Here is a 19,043-nt window from a genome sequence, read left to right as displayed (position 1 = left end):
GCGACGCCCCGCCCGGCGGCACGACTTAACGCATGGCCTTCACGTCGGCCGGCGTGACGCTCGCGGGCTGGCCGCCCCACGTCGCCCGCAGGTAGTTCGCGAGCTGCGCGAGTTCGTCGTCGCTCAGCGTGTGCGCAAAACCGGGCATCGGCTGCAGGTTCTCGAACCCGGCGAACTTCTGCTCGCCGATGCCGTCGAGCATCGCGACCAGCAGGTTGCGCGGGTCGCCCTGGCGCACCGTCGAATTGCCGTTCATCGGCACCGCCACGTGCGGCTTGCCTTCGCCGTTGAAGCCATGACAACCCGCGCACACCGCGAGATACACCGAGCGGCCGGCCGCGAGCTGCGCGGCGTCGGCCGACACCGGCTTCACCGGTTGCGGCGCGGGTGGCGTATCGCCCAGCAAGTACACGGACAGCGCGCGCAGGTCGTCCTTCGTCATGTACTGGGTGCTCAGGTGCACGACCGGGTACATCTCGCCGAACGCCGAGCCTTGCGGCGCGATGCCGACGCCGAAGAACGTCTGCAGGTCGGCGCCCGTCCAGCCGCGCGCGGCAAGGCCGGCCGGCGTGATGTCGGGCGCGGCCACGCGGCCGAGCGCCGCGCCCGCGAACGGCTTCGCGCTGTCGAGCTGCCCCGTGAACGCACGCGGCGTATGGCATTCCGCGCAGTGGCCGAGCGCACCCGCCAGGTAGCGGCCGCGCTGCCAGTCGGCGGACTGGCCGGCCGATGCATCGGGCAGGCTGTCCTTCAGGAACACCATGTCCCAGAAGACCATCCCGAAACGCAGGTTGTACGGGAACTTCAGCTCGTGCTCGCGGTTCTCCTGCGCGACCGGCTTGACGGTCTTCAGGTACGCGTACATCGCGTCGGAATCGGCGCGCGTGAGCTGCCGGTACGACGTGTACGGCATCGACGGATACAGGCGCTTGCCCGGCGCCTTGCCGTCATGCAGCGCGGCGTAGAAGTCGTCCGCGCTCCAGCTGCCGATCCCGTGATCCTTGTCGGGCGTGATGTTCGAGCCGTAGAACGTGCCGAACGGCGATTCGAGGGGCGCGCCGCCGGCGAACGGCGCGCCGTCCTTCGCGGTGTGGCACGCCGCGCAGTCGGCAGCCTTGACGAGATAGCGGCCGCGCGCGACCGGGTCGGCACCGGGCGCGCCGGACGCCGCGTTCGAGGCCGGCGCGTCATGGCCGCCGCACGCGGCGAGCAGCAGTGCGCAGGCGGCCGCGAGTGCGGGGAAGCCCGCAACCCGCGCGACACGATGAGCGAATGTGCGTTTCATGCGGCGTCCTTCACGAGTCCAGGCGTCGTCAGCACCACGTCCTTGACGGCTTCGTAGTAGCGAACATAGCCCGTGCAGCGGCAGAGGTGCGCATCGAGCGCCTCGGTGATCGTGCGTTCGACGTCGGCCTTTGCAACCGGCTCGCGCTTCAGGCGCTCGATCAGCACGGTCGCCGCGTTGACGAAGCCCGGCGTGCAATAGCCGCACTGGAAGCTGAAGTGCTCGAGGAACTTCTGCTGGATCGGCGACAGCTCGACCACTTCGCCCGCTTCATTGCGCTTCGCGTGGCCTTCGATCGTGCGGATCGAGCGACCGTGGAAGAAATGCGCGCCGGTGATGCAGGTGCGCATTTCCTCGCTGCTGCCGTCCGGCTTGTCGACGATCACGACGCATGCGTGGCAGATGCCCTGCCCGCAGCCGAGCCGCGAACCGGTGAGGCCCGCGTATTCGTGCAGGAACTCGATCATCATCAGCCCTTCCGGCACCTGCATCGGGCCGACGGACTTGCCGTTGATGTTGATCGACAGCGGTTTCGACTGGAACCGGACGAGCGGACGCTCGACGGCGGCCGGTGCCGATGCCGGCACAGCCGGGGCCGAGGCCGGTACGGCCGAAGCCGCGTCCGGTGCGGAAGCGCCCGTCGCAGCGGCGCTGGCGCTCGCGGCCGAAGCCGCGGTTTGGGCGGTCGTCATGCGAGCACCTCCTGAATCTTTTGCGGGGTCACCGGCAGGTCGGTGAAACGATGGCCGATCGCGTGCGCGATGCCGTTCACGATCGCACCGACGACGGGGATCATCACCACTTCGGCGACGCCCTTCGGCGGATCGGTCTCGGACAGCGGCGGCAGCACGTCGCCCGTCTGCGTCCAGACGGCGACGTCGGACGCGCGCGGCAGCTGGTAACGGTTGAAGTTCCACGTGCCGTTGCCGGGGCCGTCTTCATACAGCGGCAGGTATTCGTGCAGCGCATGGCCGATACCCATCGCGAGACCGCCCTGCAACTGGCCCGACACGAGCTGCGGCGAAATCTGGTTGCCGCATTCCATGATCGAGTGATGCGTGAGCAGCTCGACCTTGCCGGTCGCTTCGTGCACGGCCAGCTCGACCAGCGTGCCGACCGCCGTGTAGTACGTGACGGCCGCGTTGTTGCGGCTCGTCGGCGGGATGAACACGCGCTTGCGGTCCAGCACGCGGTAGCCGTTCGCGGTCGGCGCCAGCGTGCCGCGCATCGCGGTCGCGCCGGCCGGTGCAGCCGTGCCCGGCACCGGGCCGTTGTCGGCACCCGTCTTCGGCGCGCCGACACGCAGCGACAGCCCGTCGATCGGCAAGCGTTCGACCGTGCCGCCCACTTCGAACTCGGCGTCGGTCCACTGCCAGCGGTTGAACACGTGCACGACGGCGCCGGTCGGCAGGCCGAGTGCATACGCCTGCTTCGCAAGCTGTTCGAACGACAGCGGCTCGAGGCCGTCGGCGGTCAGCTTGCCGTCGACCCAGCGCGCGTCCTCGATGCGGATCGTGTACGGCGCGGCCTGGCCGCCGCCGAGGCCGCGCGTCCAGATCGACATCGCCGCCGGCCACAGGCCGTAGCGGAACACGGCGCGCGCGGCTTCGCGCGTGCTGTGCGTGAAGTAGTACGCGGAGTTCGTCGCGCTCGACGGCGACGCGTAGCTCGGCGACCAGCGCGGGTTCGCGCTCAGGCGATCCTGGTCGGCCTGCGACATCAGGTACGGATCGCCGCTCACCTCGACCGGCAGGTCCGGCCACTCGGTCACGGCAACCTGCACGTCCGTCGCCGGACGGCCGAGCCACTTCGCGACGGCAACCGCCTGCGACGTCGACATCCCGGTGCCGATCTCGGCCGCCGTGTGCCGCAGCGACACCTTGCCGTTCTCGTCGAATTCGACCTTCGCGAACGACGCTTCCGCGCCCGTGCCGAAATCCTTCTGCACGCACGCGAAGCCGACGCCGTAGCGCTTGCCCGGGTTCGCCGCCTCGTATTCGGCCTTGCGCGCGGCACGGCGCGTCCACAGCGGATGCTGCTTCGAACGCTCGAGCACCTCGTCGACGCGCAGCGCGCCGGCGGGAATCGCCCCTTGCGTGTTCTTCATCCCCGAACGCAGCGCGTTGCGCAGGCGGAAATCGATCGGGTCGATGTTCAGCTGCGCGGCGATCTCGTCGACCGCCATCTCGGTCGCCGCCATGCTCTGCAGCGTGCCGTAGCCGCGCGCGGAGCCCGCATCGATCGCGCGCGACGCGATCGCGACCGAGGCCAGGTCGCTCTTCGGGAAGTAGTAGATCGATTGCGCGGCCGTCGCGCCGACCATCGCGACCGACGGCGAGAAGTTCATGCGCCCGCCGCCGTTCGCCTCGAAGTCGCCCTTGAACGACTGCAGCAGGCCCGTGTTGCGGTCCACCGCGATCCGGTAATGCATCTTGAACGCGTGACGCTTCAGCGACGTCTGGAACTGCTCGTAACGGTCGTTCGCGAAACGCACCGGGCGGCCGTCCGCGTACAGCGCGCAGACGAGGCCGTAGAACGGCACGTTGAAGTGATCCTTGGAGCCGTAGCCGACCGTGTAGCACGGATGCACGAACAGCTTCTTCACCGGGAAGCGGCACTTCGCGACCATCGCGGCCGCGTTCTCCGCCACTTCGAGCGGCGACTGGGTCGGCACGACGAGGTGCAGCGACTGCGTCGCGGCGTCGTACCAGCAGTTCGCGTTGTCCGGCTCGAGCGCGGAGGTGTCGACCGATTGCGTGTTGTACTCGCGGTCGAACACGAGCCAGTCCGCCGACGGATGGTCGAGCTCGCTCGCGATCTGCCCGGCCAGGAACATGCCCTGCTCGTCGAGCTTGCCGTGCTCCTTGCCGTCCGGCCACACCGGCAGGTGCTTGCGCATCATGCTCGGGAAGATCGGCGCGTCCTTCAGGCTCGAATAGACGTCGTCGTCGTAGGCCGTCTTGCCGCCCACGCGCACGTAGCGGAAGGTGCCCCACGGATCGCGCTCGAGCGGGCCCGTGACCGCGCCGTAGCGGATCACGTCGTCGCGGAACTTGAGCGCGTTCTTCGCGAAACGGAAGCGCGCGAAGTCGTGATAGATCAGGATCGCGACCGCATGGCCGAGATACGCGGGCGTCTTGCCGGCCGGCAACAGCATGTCGTCGCCATAGAACGTCGGGAACGCGACGCCGTCGCGCGCGAGATCGTCGGCCGTGACCACACGGTCCGGCTTCAGGTCATCGCCGAGCAGCGACAGGTCGAAGCCTTCGTACGTGCGATCGGCCTGCGTGACACGCAGGATCAGCGCATGCGATTGCTGCTGCGGCCAGTGCGGCATGTCGGCTGCGCGCACGTCACGGGCGAACACTTTCGAGCCCGTGACCTTCGCGATGCCGTCAATGCGGAATTGGGGGATGCCGGTAACGCTATCCCATTTGACGGGGGTGAGGAGTTTTTCTTCGAAGAGCGCCGCGAATGCGCGGCTGCCCAGGGGCGCGACATACACTGCGACGCCCGCCAGCACGCTGGCTTTCAGAAAACCCCGCCGTGACAGGCCGTGGTTTTTCATTGGGGGGAACCTCCTGATGCGGCTCGGACGGCGATCGGGTGTCGCGACGTTCGGAGCGGCGCGCATTCTGGCATTGTTTTTGATATATCGCCTATAGTATTTCTCGCATGAAATACTTATTGAATTTCTTATAACGGCATTCAGCCGGGCTGCGACAGCCGGTCGCGGGGGGCGAATCGCTCGCTTCGCCTGCCCGTTTGCGGCGGTTTCGATCGTGTCGACCGCGCCCGGCGGATACGCGCCCGGTACAGGGTGACCGGTCTCCTGCCGGTCGCCGAACCGCGCTCCATTCGCAACGATGCTGCCCCCGCGGCGGTGAATGCGCAAGACTTTCGCGGGCGTGGTTTACGACTAGTGGCCGGCGCGGCGCGCAGTCCCGCCGGCCGGCCCCGGGCGACCCGCGCCGCCCGTGTTTCATGTTAATGTCGTGCGCATCCGGCCTGGCCGGGCTTCCGCCACGTGCCGTGCGGGCGCCGCCAGCCATCGCGACATCTCGCGACATCGTGTCGAGGTCAAAAACCATGGCAGTCAGGGCATCTCTCCTGCACTCCGTTCTCGCCACTCCCCCCTCCGGCAACCACCGTGTGACGGCCGCGCTACGCCCGTCGATGCTCGTCACCCTGTTCGAAGACGTCCGCCCGATGGCGCTCTCCGGGCTCGCGAGCGGCTTCGTCGCGGCCGTCGCGCTGATCCGGCTGCAGCAGCTCTGGTGCCTCGCGTGGCTGATCGTCGACGTCGGCCTGCTCGTCGCGCGGCTCTCGATCGCACGGGCATACACGGTTCAGCGCGATGCCGGCGACGACCGCGCCGAATACTGGGCGATGCGCTATGCGCCCGTATCGCTCGTCGCGTGCTTCGTGCTCGGCCTCGGCGTGATGGGCTGCGTGCAGGCCATCGACGTCGAGCTCGGCACGCTGTCGGTGATGGTCGCGGGCGGTGTGTTCGGCGGAATCGCGTCGCGCAATTCGGCGCTGCCGCGGCTCGCGATGATGCAGGTCACGCTCGGCGTGCTGCCGATCGGCGTCGGCGCGATGCTGGCCCATCGCTCGGGCGCATGGCTGCTGCTGCCGCCGCTCGCGATCTATCTCGCCGCGATGCGCACGGTCGTCCAGCGTCACTATCGCGTGCTCGTCGCGCTGATTGCCGCGCGCCAGCGCAACGCCGAACTCGTCGCACGCTTCGACGCCGCGCTCACCTACATGCCGCACGGCCTGTGCATGATCGACGGCGAGCGCCGCGTGATCGTCGCGAACCGGCGCACCGCGCAACTGTTCGGCTCGCCGCGCGAGATCATGCTCGATACGCCGCTGCCCGCCGTCGTCGCGGCGCTCGGCGCGAACGACGCAACCGATCCCGGCGGCGCCCGTCTCGCCGCGCAGTGCGAGATCTGGCTGACCTGCGACGAACCCGCACCGCTCGACGTGGTGCTCGCCGACGGCCGCCAGCTCGAACTGACGCGCCATCGCGTACCGGACGGCAACGCGGTGATCATCGTCGAGGACGTCACCGCACGCCGCCAGACCGAGCAGCACATCCGGCATCTCGCGCGGCACGATGCGCTGACGGGTTTGCCGAACCGCCACGAACTGCATGCCGAGCTCAAGCGGATGCTCGCGAGCCGGCCGCGCACGCCGGGCCCGGGGCTCGCCGTCATGTATCTCGACCTCGACGGTTTCAAGGCGATCAACGACCGGTTCGGCCACCAGGCCGGCGACGACGTGCTGACGCAGGTCGCCGAGCGACTCGGCAAGACGCTGCCGCCCGGCGAGCTGGCCGCGCGAATCGGCGGCGACGAGTTCGTCGTCGCGATCGACGACACGACGATGCACGCATGCTCGATCCTCGCCGCGCGCATCATCCGGCAGATCTCGGCGCCGTACGCGCTTTCGATCGGCGAGACCGTGCGCCTGGGGATCAGCATCGGCATCGCACTCGACGATGGGCACGGCTCCCCCGATGAACTGATCCGGCAGGCCGACAGCGCGCTGTACGACGCGAAGTCGGCCGGCAAGGGAATCTACCGCTTCTATTCGAGCGGCAGCAGCCGGGTCACGTCAGCCACCGCGAGCTGACCCGGCCGCGCAGCCCCCTTTCTCCCGCCTCCGCATCCTCCCGACGATTCAATTCCGAAACGCTTTGCGCAGCCGCACGTGGCGTCGCGCGCTCGCGTGTCACGTGACGTGTTCCGTAACATCGCCGCCCGCCACCCGTCACGTTGGCTGCAGAAGCCGGCACGATCGAAGCGGCGCAAGGCTTTTCGAGCCTGGCACTCTTATTGCTCCCTGTCAGGGAAACAGGTGGTCAGGGAGACCCAACATGAATACCGTCGAAGTCCTCAGCCGCAGCGAAACCATCGACGAACTGGATGTGATCGACGGCGCATCGCTGATCCGCCGGCTCGTATCCGAACGCCGCATGCCGGCCGCACGCGAAGCCCGATGCGTCGACAATCCGCCGCTGACGCTGTACGGCGCATTTCGCCAGGGCGTCGACGATCACGGCGCGCGCCGCGCGAATCCGTATCGCGCCGGCAGCCGTTTCTGGGCACTGTGGGAAGAAGGACGTCTCGAAGCTGAAACATCGGGCCGGTAAGCCGGCTGCACGCGCCGGCCCTGTCGCGGCGCGGGGCCGGCGCGCAACATCGGGCCCGAATGCGGCATGCCGGCGCGCCGGCATGCGTTCACCGCTGCAACATCGCGTGGGGTGCCACGTATCGGCTTTGCAACGCGCCCGTACGGATCCATGCGCATGCCGGTTGACGGCGTTCGGCGTTGCGCGCGCCCGGCGCGCCGCGCGGCGGTCGATTCCCGATAAGATGGCGGATTCCGTTCATCGAACGATGCCGCCATGACCGCCTCTTCCTCACACCGCAATCCCATCCACTGCGAAATCGATCTCGACGCACAAGGCAAGCACGCGGGCTACCTGCGGCTGCCGCATTCCGTGCACCGTTCGGCGTACGGCTGGCTGCCGATCCCGATCGCGTCGATCCGCAATGGCGAAGGCCCGGTCGCGCTGGTGATGGCCGGCAACCACGGCGACGAGTACGAAGGCCAGATCATCGTGTCGCAACTGATGCGCGAGATCGAGCCCGAGATGGTCAGCGGGCAGCTGATCCTGCTGCCGATGGCGAATTTCCCGGCGGCGGATGCGGGCCTGCGCGTGTCGCCACTCGACGAAGGCAACCTGAACCGCAGCTTTCCCGGCGACCCGGCCGGCAAGCCGACGCAGATGATTGCCCACTACATCGAGCATGTGCTGCTGGCGCGTTCGCAGTATCTGGTCGACCTGCATTCGGGCGGCAGCTCGCTGCTGTACCAGGGCGGCAACATGCTCGCGATCGACCCGCTCGACGCCGACGAAGCCGCGAAGCTCAACGGGCTGCTGGTCGCGTTCGGGTTGCAGAATGCGCTGCTGCACGCGCCGAATCCCGTGCACTCGGCATCGGCTGCGCGCCGGCAGGGTGCGATCTCGATCGTGACCGAACTCGGCGGTGCGGGCATGGCCGACCCGTCGCTGATCCGGCTCGGTCGCCACGGGCTGCTGCACTATCTCGGCTATATCGGCCTGCTGCGCGGCGCGCTCGTGCCCGACGCGCCGCCGACCGTCACGCGCTTCATGCGTGTCGACGGCGATCGCCATTTCGTTTATGCGTACGAGCGCGGGCTGTACGAGCCGCTCGTCGAACTCGGCGATCAGGTGAAGGCCGGGCAGCCGGCCGCGTGGGTGCACTTCCCCGATACGCCGCTGCGCGACCCGGTGCTGCACCGCTTCAAGGGTGACGGTGAAGTGGTGTGCAAGCGCGTGCCCGCGCAGGTGCAGCGCGGCGATTGCCTGTTCCAGCTGGCGGAGCTGTCGGCCCCGCCGAGCATCGGCCAGACGGCCTAACACCGGATCCCTCTCTTTTCCACACTGTCTGCCAGTCATGGCGGACGGCATGCGCTCGCCATTAACCAACTTGACAAATTAACTTACTTGGTTATGATCGCCAATGGAAAAGAGAAGGCCTCATTGCAAGCTGCCTCACGTCAAGGCGCTGGTCGAATCCGGCCAGGTCCGGTTCACCACGAGTGCGGTATTCGGCGCCCGGCAACTGGGTTTCACGGAAAGGGAGGCGCTCGATGTCGTGATGTCGCTGTCCGACCTCGACTTCCACAAGAGCATGACGACGTACGCCGACCACACGATCTGGCAGGACGTCTACCGGCCGTTGACGGTGCGTGGCGACGTGTACCTGAAACTGACGGTGATCGACGATGTGCTGATCGTGTCTTTCAAGGAGCGATGAAAATGAAGTGCCCTGCATGCGGTGCCGCGAAACTGGTCCGCGACACGCGAGACATCCCCTATACCTACAAGGGCCGGTCGACTGTCGTCCGCGATATCACCGGCGAGTTCTGCCCGGCCTGCGGGGAATCGGTACTGGATCTCGACGAGGCGACGCGTCTCGGCGAAGCGATCGCCGAGTTCAACAAGCAGGTGAACGCGACCATCGTCGACCCGAAGTACATCGCGAAGGTGCGCAAGAAGCTGAGGCTGGATCAGCGCGAGGCGGCCGAGATTTTCGGCGGCGGCGTCAACGCGTTCTCCCGTTACGAGACAGGCAAGACGAATCCGCCGCTTGCCCTCGTGAAATTGCTGAAGATCCTCGATCGTCACCCCGATCTGCTCGCCGAAGTTCGCGCAGCCTAGGCGCTCGCCGGTCGGCATCGCGCATGCGTCAGGCACCGGCTCCGACGCATGCGCGCGCTCCCCGTCATCCCCACCCCACTCCCGCTGCAAGCCTTCTGACGTCCGCCGCGAAATCCTTATCGAAATTGCTTCGTTCGCCTTTGCCGGCCGCGCCGCTAACGTGTTCAAAACGGCGGCGGCCCGCCACCTGCATCACCGCAGGATGCGCACCGGCCGCCGCCATCACGACAACCGCGCCGCGATAACGGAACAGACCGGACGGGCCGCGTGCCCGCACCCCGCCAGGAACGTCCGCATCGCGCGCCCTTCGCGATGCCCATGGCCACGACCGACCGCATCATCGACACGACACCGCTCGACGTCCGCGCGCAACCGCTGATCGACGCGCTGATCGACGAGTATTCGACCCGTTACAACGCGTATCGCCCCGACAGCCGCGCGTCCGCGCGCGACGAGCTCGCACGCTACCCGGCCGAACTGTTCGCGCCGCCCGAAGGCGCTTTCGTGCTGCTGCTGCGCGACGGCGAGACGATCGGCGGCGGCGCGTTCAAGCGCTACGACGCGCAGACCGCCGAGCTCAAACGCATCTGGACCCGCACGGACCTGCGCCGCCAGGGCCTCGCACGCCTCATCGTCGAGGCGCTCGAACTACGCGCCGCGCAGCAAGGCTATCGCCGCATCTACCTGACCACCGGTTTTCGCCAGCCCGAAGCATGGGCGCTGTACGACCGCACCGGCTATACGCGGCTGTTCGATTCGTCGATCCCCCCCGAGGTGCATTACCACCTGCGGTTCGGCAAGGATCTCGCCGATCCGTCGCGCACGTCGACGCTGACCGACCTGTGGGCGCCCGTGCCCGAACCGGCGCTGCCGCGCTGACCGCCGCCGCGCCCCCGCCTCCCTCCGATTACCGCTTGCCACCACAGGACGCTTTCATGCAACGAGCCGTACCGCTTTCTTCCCGTGCCGCGCGCACGCTGGCCACCGCGTTGATCGGCCTGACCGCGTTCGCCGCAGCCGCGGCCGCCGCAACGTTCGACTTGAGCCCGGAACAGCGCAGCCGCCCGCGCGGCGTGGCCGATGCGGCAGTCGAGCGCGCGGTGCCGGCGTCGTTCAAGTTCGCCGAACCGGGCACGCTGACGATCGGCATCGCGCCGAGCCTGCCGCCGATCAGCTCGTATGCGACCGATGCGCGCACGGTGATCGGATTCGACGCCGACGTCGGCCAGCTCGTGTCCGACAGTCTCGGCCGCAAGCTGAAGATCGTCGCGCTCTCATGGGCCGACTGGCCGCTCGCGCTCGAATCCGGGAAAGTCGACGCGGTGGTCTCGAACGTCACCGTCACCGAGGAGCGCAAGCAGAAGTTCGATTTCTCGACCTACCGCAAGGACCAGGTCGGCTTCTACGTGCGCAACGACAGCAAGATCCAGACGATCCGCGAGCCCAAGGACGTCGCGGGGCTGCGCGTCGTGACCGACGCCGGCACCAACCAGGAAAAGATCCTGCTCGCGTGGGATCGCGAGAACGTCGCGCACGGGCTGAAACCCGTGCAAATCCAGTACTACGACGACCAGGCGATGCGCATCGTCGCCGTGCAGTCGGGCCGCGCCGATGTCGTGTTCAGCGTGAACTCGGTGCTCGCGTACCAGAGCGCGCAGCAAGGCAAGACGCGGCTCGTCGGCGCAATCAGCGGCGGCTGGCCGCGCACGGCCGACATCGCGATCGCGACGCGCCGCGGCAGCGGGCTCGCCGATCCGCTGACCGTCGCGTTGAACGGGTTGATCAGGAACGGCCGCTACCAGCAGGTGCTCGACCGCTGGAACCTCGCCTCCGAAGCGATCGACCAGTCGCGCACGAATCCGCCGGGGCTGCCGAAGAGCTGAGCGGCGCACCCGCCCACCGTCCCGTCACGCTCATTTCACTCTCAGGCAGGAACGCCGCTCACCATGTCTTACTCGCTTTCGTTGCTGGACAAGAGTCCGATCGCCGACGGCGCGAACGCCGCCGACGCGCTGCGCTTCACCACGACGCTCGCGCAGCGCGCCGAACAGCTCGGCTACGAGCGCTTCTGGGTCGCCGAGCATCACGGCACGCCAGGCTTCGCCAGCTCGGCGCCGGAGATTGTCGTCACACACCTGCTCGCGCATACGTCGCGCATCCGCGTCGGCTCGGGCGGCGTGATGCTGCAGCACTACAGCCCGTTCAAGGTCGCCGAAACCTTCAAGGTACTGGCTGCGCTCGCGCCGGGCCGCGTCGATCTCGGCGTCGGCAAGGCACCCGGCGGGTTGCCGCTGACCACGCGCGCGCTGCAGTGGTTCCACGACAAGGCGCGCAAGCCGGACTTCGCGGGCCAGCTCGCGGAACTCGACGCGTTTCTCGGCTGGGGTGTGGCCGAGGATCACCCGCTCGCCGGCGCGGTCGCGCTGCCCGTGCCGCCGCAGGCGCCCGAACGCATCCTGCTCGGCGGCTCACCGGAAAGCGGCGCGCTCGCCGCGCGCAACGGCTGGCGCTTCTGCTACGCGGGGCATTTCAACGGCGACGACGCGAACATCGAACGCTCGCTGGACGCGTATCGCAGCGCGGGCGGCACCCGGCCGCTGGTCGCGCTGTACGCGGTGGCCGCGCCGACGCGCGACGAGGCCGAGCAACTGATCGGGCCGCTGAAGATCTTCAAGCTGCAGTTCGCGGGCGGCCAGAGCTTCAACCTCGCCAGCGCACAGGCGGCCGCCGAATTCGCGCGGCAGAGCGGCGCGTCCGACTACCGGATCGACGAGCTGCGCCCGACGGTGCTGGCCGATACCCCCGAGCGCGTGCACCGCGCGCTCGATGCGCTGAGCCGGCGGCTCGACGTCGATGCATTCGTGATCGATTCGCCGGTGACCGACTATGCGGCACGGCTCGCCTCGGCCGAATGGCTCGGCGGCGCACTGTCGGCCACGCCGTTGCAGGCGGCCCTCGCGGCCGACCGTTTCCTTTCCCCTGACCAGAACGCGTGACGCTCCCATGACGACCCGACGATCGATCCCATTCGGCCTGATGCTGCAAGGCGCAGGCAGCCACATGAACGCATGGCGGCACCCGAGCAACCCGCCGGACGCGAGCATCAATCTCGATTTCGCGATCGGCATCGCGCGCAAGGCGGAAGCCGCCGGCATCGCATTCGCGTTCGTCGCGGACGGCCTCTACATCAACGAGAAGTCGATCCCGCACTTCCTGAACCGCTTCGAGCCGCTGACCGTGCTGTCGGCGCTCGCGGTCGCGACGAAGAAGATCGGGCTCGCGGGCACGATCTCGACGTCGTACAGCGAGCCGTTCACGGTCGCCCGCCAGCTCGCGTCGCTCGATGCGATCAGCGGCGGGCGCGCGGGCTGGAACGTCGTGACGACGCCGCTCGAAGGCACCGCGAAGAATTTCGGCAAGGCGCATCCCGATCACGCATTGCGCTACGAGATCGCCGACGAATACCTCGACGTCGTGCAGGGCCTGTGGGACAGCTGGGACGACGACGCCTTCGTGCGCGACCGCGCGACCGGCCGCTTCTTCGATCGCGACAAGCTCCACACGCTCGATCACCACGGCCGCTTCTTCCAGGTCGCGGGCCCGCTCAACATCCAGCGCTCCCCGCAGGGGCAGCCGGTGATCTTCCAGGCCGGTTCATCCGACACCGGCATCGGGCTCGCGGGCAAGTATGCGGATGCCGTGTTCACGCATTCGCCGTCGCTCGACGAAACGGCCGCGTTCACGCGGCGCGTGAAGCAGAGCGCGATCGAGCACGGCCGCCAAGGCAGCGACGTGAAGATCTTCCCCGGCATCGGGCCGATCGTGGGCCGCACGGCCGCCGAGGCCGAGGACAAATACCAGGCGATCCGCGACCTGCTGACGATCGACGAGGCGCTCGCCTATCTGGGCCGCTATTTCGATCACCACGATTTCACGCAGTACGCGCTCGACGCGCCGTTCCCGGAACTCGGCGAGCTCGGCCGCAACAGCTTCCGCTCGACCACCGACCGGATCAAGGCCGACGCGAAACAGAAAGGGCTGTCGCTGCGCGAGACGGCGCTCGCGGTCGCCACGCCGCGCCCGAACTTCATCGGCACGGCCGAGCATGTCGCCGACGAGCTGATCCGCTGGCACGACGCAGGCGCCGGCGACGGCTTCATCCTCGGCTTTGCCGTGCAGGCGCAAGGTGTGGAAGATTTCGTCGAACTCGTGATCCCGGCGCTCGAGGCACGCGGGCGCTACAGCCGCGACCTGCCCGGCGCGACGCTGCGCGACCACCTCGGCCTGCCGCGCAAGGCAAGCCGCCACGCGGCGCCTGACGCGTCGCACGAACCGGCCGCCGAAGCGCACGCCTGACACCCGCCGCCGCGCCGCCCGTGCGCGGCGCGCCCGCCCGACCGATTCGAGGATTTCCACCGACATGAGCGACACGACCCACCTCGGCGGCGCGCTGCCGCCGCTCTCTTCCCCCGGCGCGCGCGAGCCCGGCACGCGTTTCCGGATCGTGCCCGCGCGCCACCGGTCGCGCACGGCCGGCACCGTGCTCGCCGTCGCGCTGATCGCGATCGTCCTGCATTCGATACTCGGCAACCCGCAATGGGGCTGGCCGGTGTTCGCCGAATGGTTCCTGTCGCCGCCGGTGCTGTCGGGGCTCGTGCGCACGCTGGTGCTGACCGCGCTCGGCGCGGTGTTCGGCCTCGTGCTCGGCGCGTTCGTCGCGCTGGCCCGGCTGTCGCGTTCGCGGCTGCTGTCGGCAAGCGCGTGGGCCTTCGTGTGGCTGTTCCGGTCGATTCCGCTGATCGTGCTGCTGCTGATCCTGAACAACCTCGGCTACCTGTACGAGCATGTGCGGCTCGGCGTGCCGTTCACCGACATCGTGTGGTTCGACACGCCGACGACCGACCTGATCAGCCCGTTCCTCGCGGCCGTGCTCGGCCTCACGCTGCACCACGCGGCGTTTTCCGCCGAGGTGATCCGCGGCGGCATTCTCGCGGTCGACCAGGGCCAGCTCGAAGCGGCCGCCGCGCTCGGGCTGCCGCGCGGCCGCCAGACCACGCGGATCGTGCTGCCGCAGGCGATGCGCGCGATCCTGCCGACCGCGTTCAACGACCTGATCATGCTCGCGAAAGGCACGTCGATGGTCTACGTGCTTGCGATGCCGGAGCTGTTCTATACGGTGCAGGTGATCTATCGCCGCAATCTCGAAGTGATCCCGCTGCTGATGGTCGCCACCGTCTGGTACCTGATCATCCTGACCGTGCTGTCGGCCATCCAGGTGCAGGTCGAGCGGCACTATGCGCGCGGTGCGCTGCGCAACCCGCCGCCGTCCGTCGTCACGTTCGCGCTCGCGCGCCTCGGCGTGCTGTGGCGGCGTGTCAGGTCCCGCCGCGACACGTCGATCGTGCGCGCCGAAGGCGATGCCGGTACGGTTGCCGTCGCGCCGCGCGCCGGCGGCGAAGTGGCCGTGCATGGCGTATCGAAACAGTTCGGCATGCAGCGCGTGCTCGACAACGTCTCGTTCGTCGCGCCGCGCGGCAGCGTGACCGTGATCGTCGGGCCGTCGGGCTCGGGCAAGTCGACGCTGCTGCGCACGATCAACCATCTCGAGCGCGTCGACGACGGCTTCATCGACATCGACGGCGAACTGATCGGCTATCGCCGCGACGGCGACGTGCTCTACGAGCTGAAGGAACACGACGTGCTGACGCGGCGCACGGCCGTCGGGATGGTGTTCCAGAACTTCAACCTGTTCCCGCACCTGACGGTGCTCGAGAACCTGGTCGAGGCACCGGTCGTCGTCGGCGGCATCACGCGCGACGCCGCCGAGCGCATCGCCCGCACGCTGCTCGCCCGCGTCGGTCTCGCGGATAAGGCCGATGCGTATCCACGCCAGCTCTCCGGCGGCCAGCAGCAGCGCGTCGCGATCGCGCGGGCGCTCGCGTTGCGCCCGAAGGTGCTGCTGTTCGACGAACCGACGTCGGCGCTCGACCCGGAACTCGTGAACGAAGTGCTCGACGTGATCAAGGAACTCGCACGCTCGGGCACGACGCTCGTGATCGTCACGCACGAGATCGGCTTCGCGCGCGAAGTCGCGGACAACGTGCTGTTCATGGAGCGCGGGCGCATCGTCGAGTCCGGGCCGCCGGCCGTCGTGCTCGACGCGCCGACCCATCCGCGCACCCGCGCGTTCCTGTCGCGGGTGCTGTGATGCGCGCCGCTGCCGGCTTGCGAGGTGCCGCACGATGACCGACCGACGCCAGTTCATGACCGCCGCGCTGGTCGCGGCAACGGGCCTGCCGTGGCATGTGGCGCACGCGGCCGCCGCGACGGCGGACCTCGACCCGCGCCAGGCCGGCCGCGTACGCGCGCAACGCGACGACGCGGCGATCCGCGCGGCAGCCGGCTACCGTTGGGTACGCGACGGTGCGTTCACGGTCGCGATTTCGCCGCACGCGCCGCCCGTGTCGACCTACGCGACCGACGCGCGCACCGTGGTCGGCGCCGATCCCGACTATGCGCAGCTCGTCGCCGACGCGCTCGGCCGCACACTCGCGCTGGTGCCGATCGCGTGGGCCGACTGGCCGCTCGGGCTGACGTCCGGCAAGTACGATGCGGTGATCTCCAACGTCGGCGTGACCGAGAAGCGCAAGGAGAAATACGATTTCACGACCTACCGGCTCGGGCTGCACGGCTTCTACGTGCGCACCGGCAGCCCGATCGCGACGATCGCCGAGCCGAAGGACATCGCCGGCCTGCGCATCATCACGGGCGCGGGGACGAGCCAGGAGCGCATCCTGCTCGAGTGGAACAAGCGCAACGTGGCGCAGGGGCTGAAGCCGGCCGAGCTGCAATATTTCGACGACGATGCGGCATCGCGCATCGCTCTGCTGTCGGGCCGTGCCGATGCGGAGCTGAACCCGAACGCATCGCTCGCGTACGAGGCCGCGCGCACCGGCAAGATCCGCCGTGTCGGCGTCGTCAATGCGGGTTGGCCCAACAATGCCGATGTCGCGATCGCGACGCGCCGCGGCAGCGGCCTCGCACCCGCGCTGACGCTGGCGACGAACGCGCTGATCGGCAGCGGTCGCTACGGGCAGGCGCTCGCGCGCTGGGGCTTGCAGAGCGAGGCGATCGCGCGCGCCGAAACCAATCCGCCGGGGTTGCCGTCGTTCTGAAGGCGTCGATACGTCGACGACCAACGTGACATCGCCCCGGCATCCCGCAACGGAAATACCGGGGCGAATCGAAGCCGTCCCGTACGTCGTTGCGCCGCGATGCGTTTACGCCGACGCCGCCGCGTGATACCGGTCGAGTTCCGCGACCTGCGCATGAATCGCCGGAATCAGGTCGCGCCCGTAATCGAGCGCATCGTCGAGCGGATCGAACCCGCGAATCAGGAACGTCGACACGCCGAGCCGGTAATACGCACCAAGCGCGCGCGCGACCTGTTCGGGCGTGCCGACCAGCGCGGTCGAATTCCAGCGCGCGCCGGTCAGGTTCGCGACGCCCATCCACAGCCGCTCGTCGAGCACGTCGCCCTGCGCGGCCGCCGCCATCAGCCGTTGCGAGCCCGCGTTCTGCGGCGCGTGGCCGGCGATCGGCTGGCCGTTCGCGAGCCGCGCCGCGCGCACGCGCTCGCGGATCGCCTCGGCCTTCTCCCATGCGGCCGCCTCGGTGTCGGCGACGATCGGCCGGAACGACACGCTGATGCGCGGCGTGCGCCCGAACGGCGCGGCGGCCGCACGCACGCGCGCGATCTGCTCGCGCACCGAATCGAGCGGCTCGCCCCACGTCATGTAGACATCGGCATGCTCGCCCGCAACCGCCAGCGCAGCCGGCGACGAGCCGCCGAAATAGATCGGCACATGCGGCCGCTGCGCACCCTTCACGAGCGGCGACGCGCCGCGCAGCCGGTAGAACTCGCCATCGTGATCGACTGGCGCGTCGGCGAGCCAGATCCGCTTCAGCACGTCGAGATATTCGCCGGTGCGGCGGTAGCGCACATCGTGCGCGACGAAATCGCCGTCGCGCCGCAGGTCGGTATCGTCGCCGCCGGACACGACGTTCAGCGCGAGACGCCCGCCGCTGAACACGTCGAGCGTCGATATCTGCCGCGCGGCGGCCGACGGCACGATCACGCCCGGCCGGTGCGCGAGCAGGATGCGGATGCGTTCGGTCGCGGCGGCCGCGAACGACGCGACGATGAAACCGTCCGCCGCGTTGCTGAAATGGCCGACCAGGATCTGGTCGAAGCCGGCGGCCTCGTGCGCCTGCGCGAAGCGGCGCACGTAGTCGGGCTGGACGGCCACGCCGCCCGGTACGTCGACCTCCGCGCCGGGCGTCGCGGTGATCATGCCGATGATGTCGACTGGCATGTCGGGATGTCCTTGGGGTGCTTGATCGGGAACCGCGGGAATCGCGGGCATCCCGGGAATCGTGGCAATGACCGCACGCTTACTGCGCGGCGGCCGTCTTCTGCGCAGGCGCCGCGAACGCGCCCGCATACGAGCGGTCGAGCAGCTTCGACGTGTCGTACGCAGCCGGAATCACGCCGGCCTTGTGCAGGAAATCGGCCGTGTTCTGCGCGTCCTTCGCTGCCGTCTCGTCGACCGGGCCCACGCGCTGCTTCGCGTTGTTGAGCCAGCGGTACGCGACATCCGGTTCGAGCTTCGCGCGCTTCGCCCACAGGTCCGCGTACTCGCGCGGATGGCTGTCGACCCACTGGCGCGCGGCAACCACGCGCCGCAGGAAATCGGTGATCTCGGCGCGCTTGCCCGCTGCAGCCTGCTCGTTCGCGGCGACGAAGCTCAGCGCCGGCATCAGCCCCTGCGCGGTCGTCACGGGCCGTGCGCCCTGCCGCAACGCCAGCGTGCTGACGAACGGCTCCCACAGCGACACGGCATCGACCGAGCCGTTCGCGAGCGCGTTGGTCGCATCGATCGGCATCAGGTACGCGTACTTGACTGAATCCGCGCGCAGGCCGGCGTGTTCGAGCGCGCGCAGCACGAGCTGCTGGCTCCACGCGCCGCGCCATACGGCGATGGTCTTGCCCTGCAGGTCGGCCAGGGTGCGCACCGGCGAATTCTTGGGGACGAGAATCGCGACGCCGTCGAGGCTCTGGCGCGACACCGCGACCACCTTCACCGGCGCACCGCGCGCGGCCAGCGTGAGCAACGCGGAATCGCCGAGGAAGCCGACATCGATCGCGTTGCCGTTCAGGCTCTCGGCAACGGGCGCGGCGGCCTGGAAATGCTTCCATTCGATCGTGTAAGGCAGGTCCTTCAGCACGCCGGACGCCTCCATCGACGCCTGGATGTTGAAGTAGTTCTGTTCACCGACGCGCAGCGTGACGGTGTCTTTGGCCATGCCTGGCTGCGCGGCAAGCGCCAGCAAGAGTGCCGTGACGATTCGGCTCAGCAACGTGATCTCCCGGAAGGTTGGCGGGCGGCCGCGCGATGGCGGCGCCTCGTGGTCCGCCCTGCACGGCGGCCGGCGGAA

General features: G+C 68.7%; 16 protein-coding genes. 11 read left to right on the top strand and 5 right to left on the bottom strand.

What is annotated here, in order from left to right; genetic code table 11:
* Positions 1 to 25: 25 nt before the first annotated feature.
* The 3 genes from ACPTTF_RS24390 to ACPTTF_RS24380 are packed head-to-tail and all read right to left on the bottom strand — an operon-like array spanning position 26 to position 4,853.
* A complete protein-coding gene (locus tag ACPTTF_RS24390; protein ID WP_423368555.1) occupies positions 26 to 1,285 on the bottom strand; it encodes a c-type cytochrome in 1,260 nt (419 codons plus the stop codon).
* On the bottom strand, positions 1,282 to 1,977 hold the full coding sequence (locus ACPTTF_RS24385; RefSeq protein WP_423368554.1) for a (2Fe-2S)-binding protein: 696 nt from the start codon (positions 1,975 to 1,977) through the stop codon (positions 1,282 to 1,284). The genes ACPTTF_RS24390 and ACPTTF_RS24385 overlap by 4 nt, the downstream gene beginning before the upstream one ends.
* The gene (locus tag ACPTTF_RS24380; protein WP_166952467.1) at positions 1,974 to 4,853 is read right to left on the bottom strand and encodes a xanthine dehydrogenase family protein molybdopterin-binding subunit; all 2,880 of its coding nucleotides are present in this window, start codon (positions 4,851 to 4,853) and stop codon (positions 1,974 to 1,976) included. The genes ACPTTF_RS24385 and ACPTTF_RS24380 overlap by 4 nt, the downstream gene beginning before the upstream one ends.
* Positions 4,854 to 5,374: 521 nt before the next feature.
* Between ACPTTF_RS24380 and ACPTTF_RS24375 the strand changes: the two genes are divergently transcribed.
* The 11 genes from ACPTTF_RS24375 to ACPTTF_RS24325 all read left to right on the top strand — a co-directional run bounded on the left by ACPTTF_RS24375 (position 5,375) and on the right by ACPTTF_RS24325 (position 16,720).
* Positions 5,375 to 6,925, top strand: a complete 1,551-nt coding sequence (locus ACPTTF_RS24375; protein WP_423368553.1) for a diguanylate cyclase domain-containing protein — start codon at positions 5,375 to 5,377, stop codon at positions 6,923 to 6,925.
* Between the two features lie 244 nt (positions 6,926 to 7,169).
* Positions 7,170 to 7,445, top strand: a complete 276-nt coding sequence (locus ACPTTF_RS24370) for a hypothetical protein (protein ID WP_166952453.1) — start codon at positions 7,170 to 7,172, stop codon at positions 7,443 to 7,445.
* A 255-nt stretch (positions 7,446 to 7,700) separates the two neighbouring features.
* Positions 7,701 to 8,741: a succinylglutamate desuccinylase/aspartoacylase family protein gene (locus tag ACPTTF_RS24365; protein ID WP_423368552.1), complete on the top strand. Its 1,041-nt coding sequence runs from the start codon at positions 7,701 to 7,703 to the stop codon at positions 8,739 to 8,741.
* 103 nt (positions 8,742 to 8,844) lie between these two features.
* Positions 8,845 to 9,141, top strand: coding sequence for a type II toxin-antitoxin system MqsR family toxin (locus ACPTTF_RS24360; protein ID WP_166952449.1), 297 nt, complete (start codon positions 8,845 to 8,847; stop codon positions 9,139 to 9,141).
* 2 nt (positions 9,142 to 9,143) lie between these two features.
* Positions 9,144 to 9,545, top strand: a complete 402-nt coding sequence (locus tag ACPTTF_RS24355) for a type II toxin-antitoxin system MqsA family antitoxin (RefSeq protein WP_423368551.1) — start codon at positions 9,144 to 9,146, stop codon at positions 9,543 to 9,545.
* 318 nt (positions 9,546 to 9,863) lie between these two features.
* Positions 9,864 to 10,424 (top strand): GNAT family N-acetyltransferase, encoded by a 561-nt coding sequence (locus tag ACPTTF_RS24350; RefSeq protein WP_423368550.1) that lies wholly within the window; start codon positions 9,864 to 9,866, stop codon positions 10,422 to 10,424.
* A 56-nt stretch (positions 10,425 to 10,480) separates the two neighbouring features.
* Positions 10,481 to 11,428 carry an ABC transporter substrate-binding protein gene (locus ACPTTF_RS24345; protein ID WP_423368549.1) on the top strand — a complete coding sequence of 316 codons (948 nt, stop codon included), beginning with the start codon at positions 10,481 to 10,483 and terminating at the stop codon, positions 11,426 to 11,428.
* Positions 11,429 to 11,491: 63 nt separating this feature from the next.
* The gene (locus tag ACPTTF_RS24340; protein WP_166952437.1) at positions 11,492 to 12,541 is read left to right on the top strand and encodes an LLM class flavin-dependent oxidoreductase; all 1,050 of its coding nucleotides are present in this window, start codon (positions 11,492 to 11,494) and stop codon (positions 12,539 to 12,541) included.
* A 7-nt stretch (positions 12,542 to 12,548) separates the two neighbouring features.
* Entirely contained in the window at positions 12,549 to 13,901 is a 1,353-nt protein-coding gene (locus ACPTTF_RS24335; RefSeq protein WP_423368548.1) for an LLM class flavin-dependent oxidoreductase, read from the top strand.
* 64 nt (positions 13,902 to 13,965) lie between these two features.
* A complete protein-coding gene (locus tag ACPTTF_RS24330) occupies positions 13,966 to 15,753 on the top strand; it encodes an amino acid ABC transporter permease/ATP-binding protein (RefSeq protein ID WP_423368547.1) in 1,788 nt (595 codons plus the stop codon).
* Positions 15,754 to 15,787: 34 nt separating this feature from the next.
* Positions 15,788 to 16,720, top strand: a complete 933-nt coding sequence (locus tag ACPTTF_RS24325; protein ID WP_423368546.1) for an ABC transporter substrate-binding protein — start codon at positions 15,788 to 15,790, stop codon at positions 16,718 to 16,720.
* Positions 16,721 to 16,825: 105 nt separating this feature from the next.
* Here ACPTTF_RS24325 and ACPTTF_RS24320 read toward each other — a convergent pair whose 3' ends face one another.
* Positions 16,826 to 17,920: an LLM class flavin-dependent oxidoreductase gene (locus ACPTTF_RS24320; RefSeq protein WP_423368545.1), complete on the bottom strand. Its 1,095-nt coding sequence runs from the start codon at positions 17,918 to 17,920 to the stop codon at positions 16,826 to 16,828.
* A 79-nt stretch (positions 17,921 to 17,999) separates the two neighbouring features.
* Entirely contained in the window at positions 18,000 to 18,911 is a 912-nt protein-coding gene (locus tag ACPTTF_RS24315) for an ABC transporter substrate-binding protein (protein ID WP_423368544.1), read from the bottom strand.
* Positions 18,912 to 19,043 lie beyond the last annotated feature (132 nt).

Source organism: Burkholderia crassaminum, assembly GCF_964265005.1.
Taxonomy (GTDB): domain Bacteria; phylum Pseudomonadota; class Gammaproteobacteria; order Burkholderiales; family Burkholderiaceae; genus Burkholderia.
The sequence above is the reverse complement of the archived record's forward strand: the minus strand, read 5'-3'. Positions and strand labels throughout refer to the sequence as shown.

Excerpts from the sequence above, each read along its gene's own strand:
- ACPTTF_RS24390 (WP_423368555.1), bottom strand. The coding sequence starts at position 1,285 with ATGAAACGCACATTCGCTCATCGTGTCGCGCGGGTTGCGGGCTTCCCC.
- ACPTTF_RS24385 (WP_423368554.1), bottom strand. The coding sequence starts at position 1,977 with ATGACGACCGCCCAAACCGCGGCTTCGGCCGCGAGCGCCAGCGCCGCT.
- ACPTTF_RS24380 (WP_166952467.1), bottom strand. The coding sequence starts at position 4,853 with ATGAAAAACCACGGCCTGTCACGGCGGGGTTTTCTGAAAGCCAGCGTG.
- ACPTTF_RS24375 (WP_423368553.1), top strand. The coding sequence starts at position 5,375 with ATGGCAGTCAGGGCATCTCTCCTGCACTCCGTTCTCGCCACTCCCCCC.
- ACPTTF_RS24370 (WP_166952453.1), top strand. The coding sequence starts at position 7,170 with ATGAATACCGTCGAAGTCCTCAGCCGCAGCGAAACCATCGACGAACTG.
- ACPTTF_RS24365 (WP_423368552.1), top strand. The coding sequence starts at position 7,701 with ATGACCGCCTCTTCCTCACACCGCAATCCCATCCACTGCGAAATCGAT.
- ACPTTF_RS24360 (WP_166952449.1), top strand. The coding sequence starts at position 8,845 with ATGGAAAAGAGAAGGCCTCATTGCAAGCTGCCTCACGTCAAGGCGCTG.
- ACPTTF_RS24355 (WP_423368551.1), top strand. The coding sequence starts at position 9,144 with ATGAAGTGCCCTGCATGCGGTGCCGCGAAACTGGTCCGCGACACGCGA.
- ACPTTF_RS24350 (WP_423368550.1), top strand. The coding sequence starts at position 9,864 with ATGGCCACGACCGACCGCATCATCGACACGACACCGCTCGACGTCCGC.
- ACPTTF_RS24345 (WP_423368549.1), top strand. The coding sequence starts at position 10,481 with ATGCAACGAGCCGTACCGCTTTCTTCCCGTGCCGCGCGCACGCTGGCC.
- ACPTTF_RS24340 (WP_166952437.1), top strand. The coding sequence starts at position 11,492 with ATGTCTTACTCGCTTTCGTTGCTGGACAAGAGTCCGATCGCCGACGGC.
- ACPTTF_RS24335 (WP_423368548.1), top strand. The coding sequence starts at position 12,549 with ATGACGACCCGACGATCGATCCCATTCGGCCTGATGCTGCAAGGCGCA.
- ACPTTF_RS24330 (WP_423368547.1), top strand. The coding sequence starts at position 13,966 with ATGAGCGACACGACCCACCTCGGCGGCGCGCTGCCGCCGCTCTCTTCC.
- ACPTTF_RS24325 (WP_423368546.1), top strand. The coding sequence starts at position 15,788 with ATGACCGACCGACGCCAGTTCATGACCGCCGCGCTGGTCGCGGCAACG.
- ACPTTF_RS24320 (WP_423368545.1), bottom strand. The coding sequence starts at position 17,920 with ATGCCAGTCGACATCATCGGCATGATCACCGCGACGCCCGGCGCGGAG.
- ACPTTF_RS24315 (WP_423368544.1), bottom strand. The coding sequence starts at position 18,911 with ATGGCCAAAGACACCGTCACGCTGCGCGTCGGTGAACAGAACTACTTC.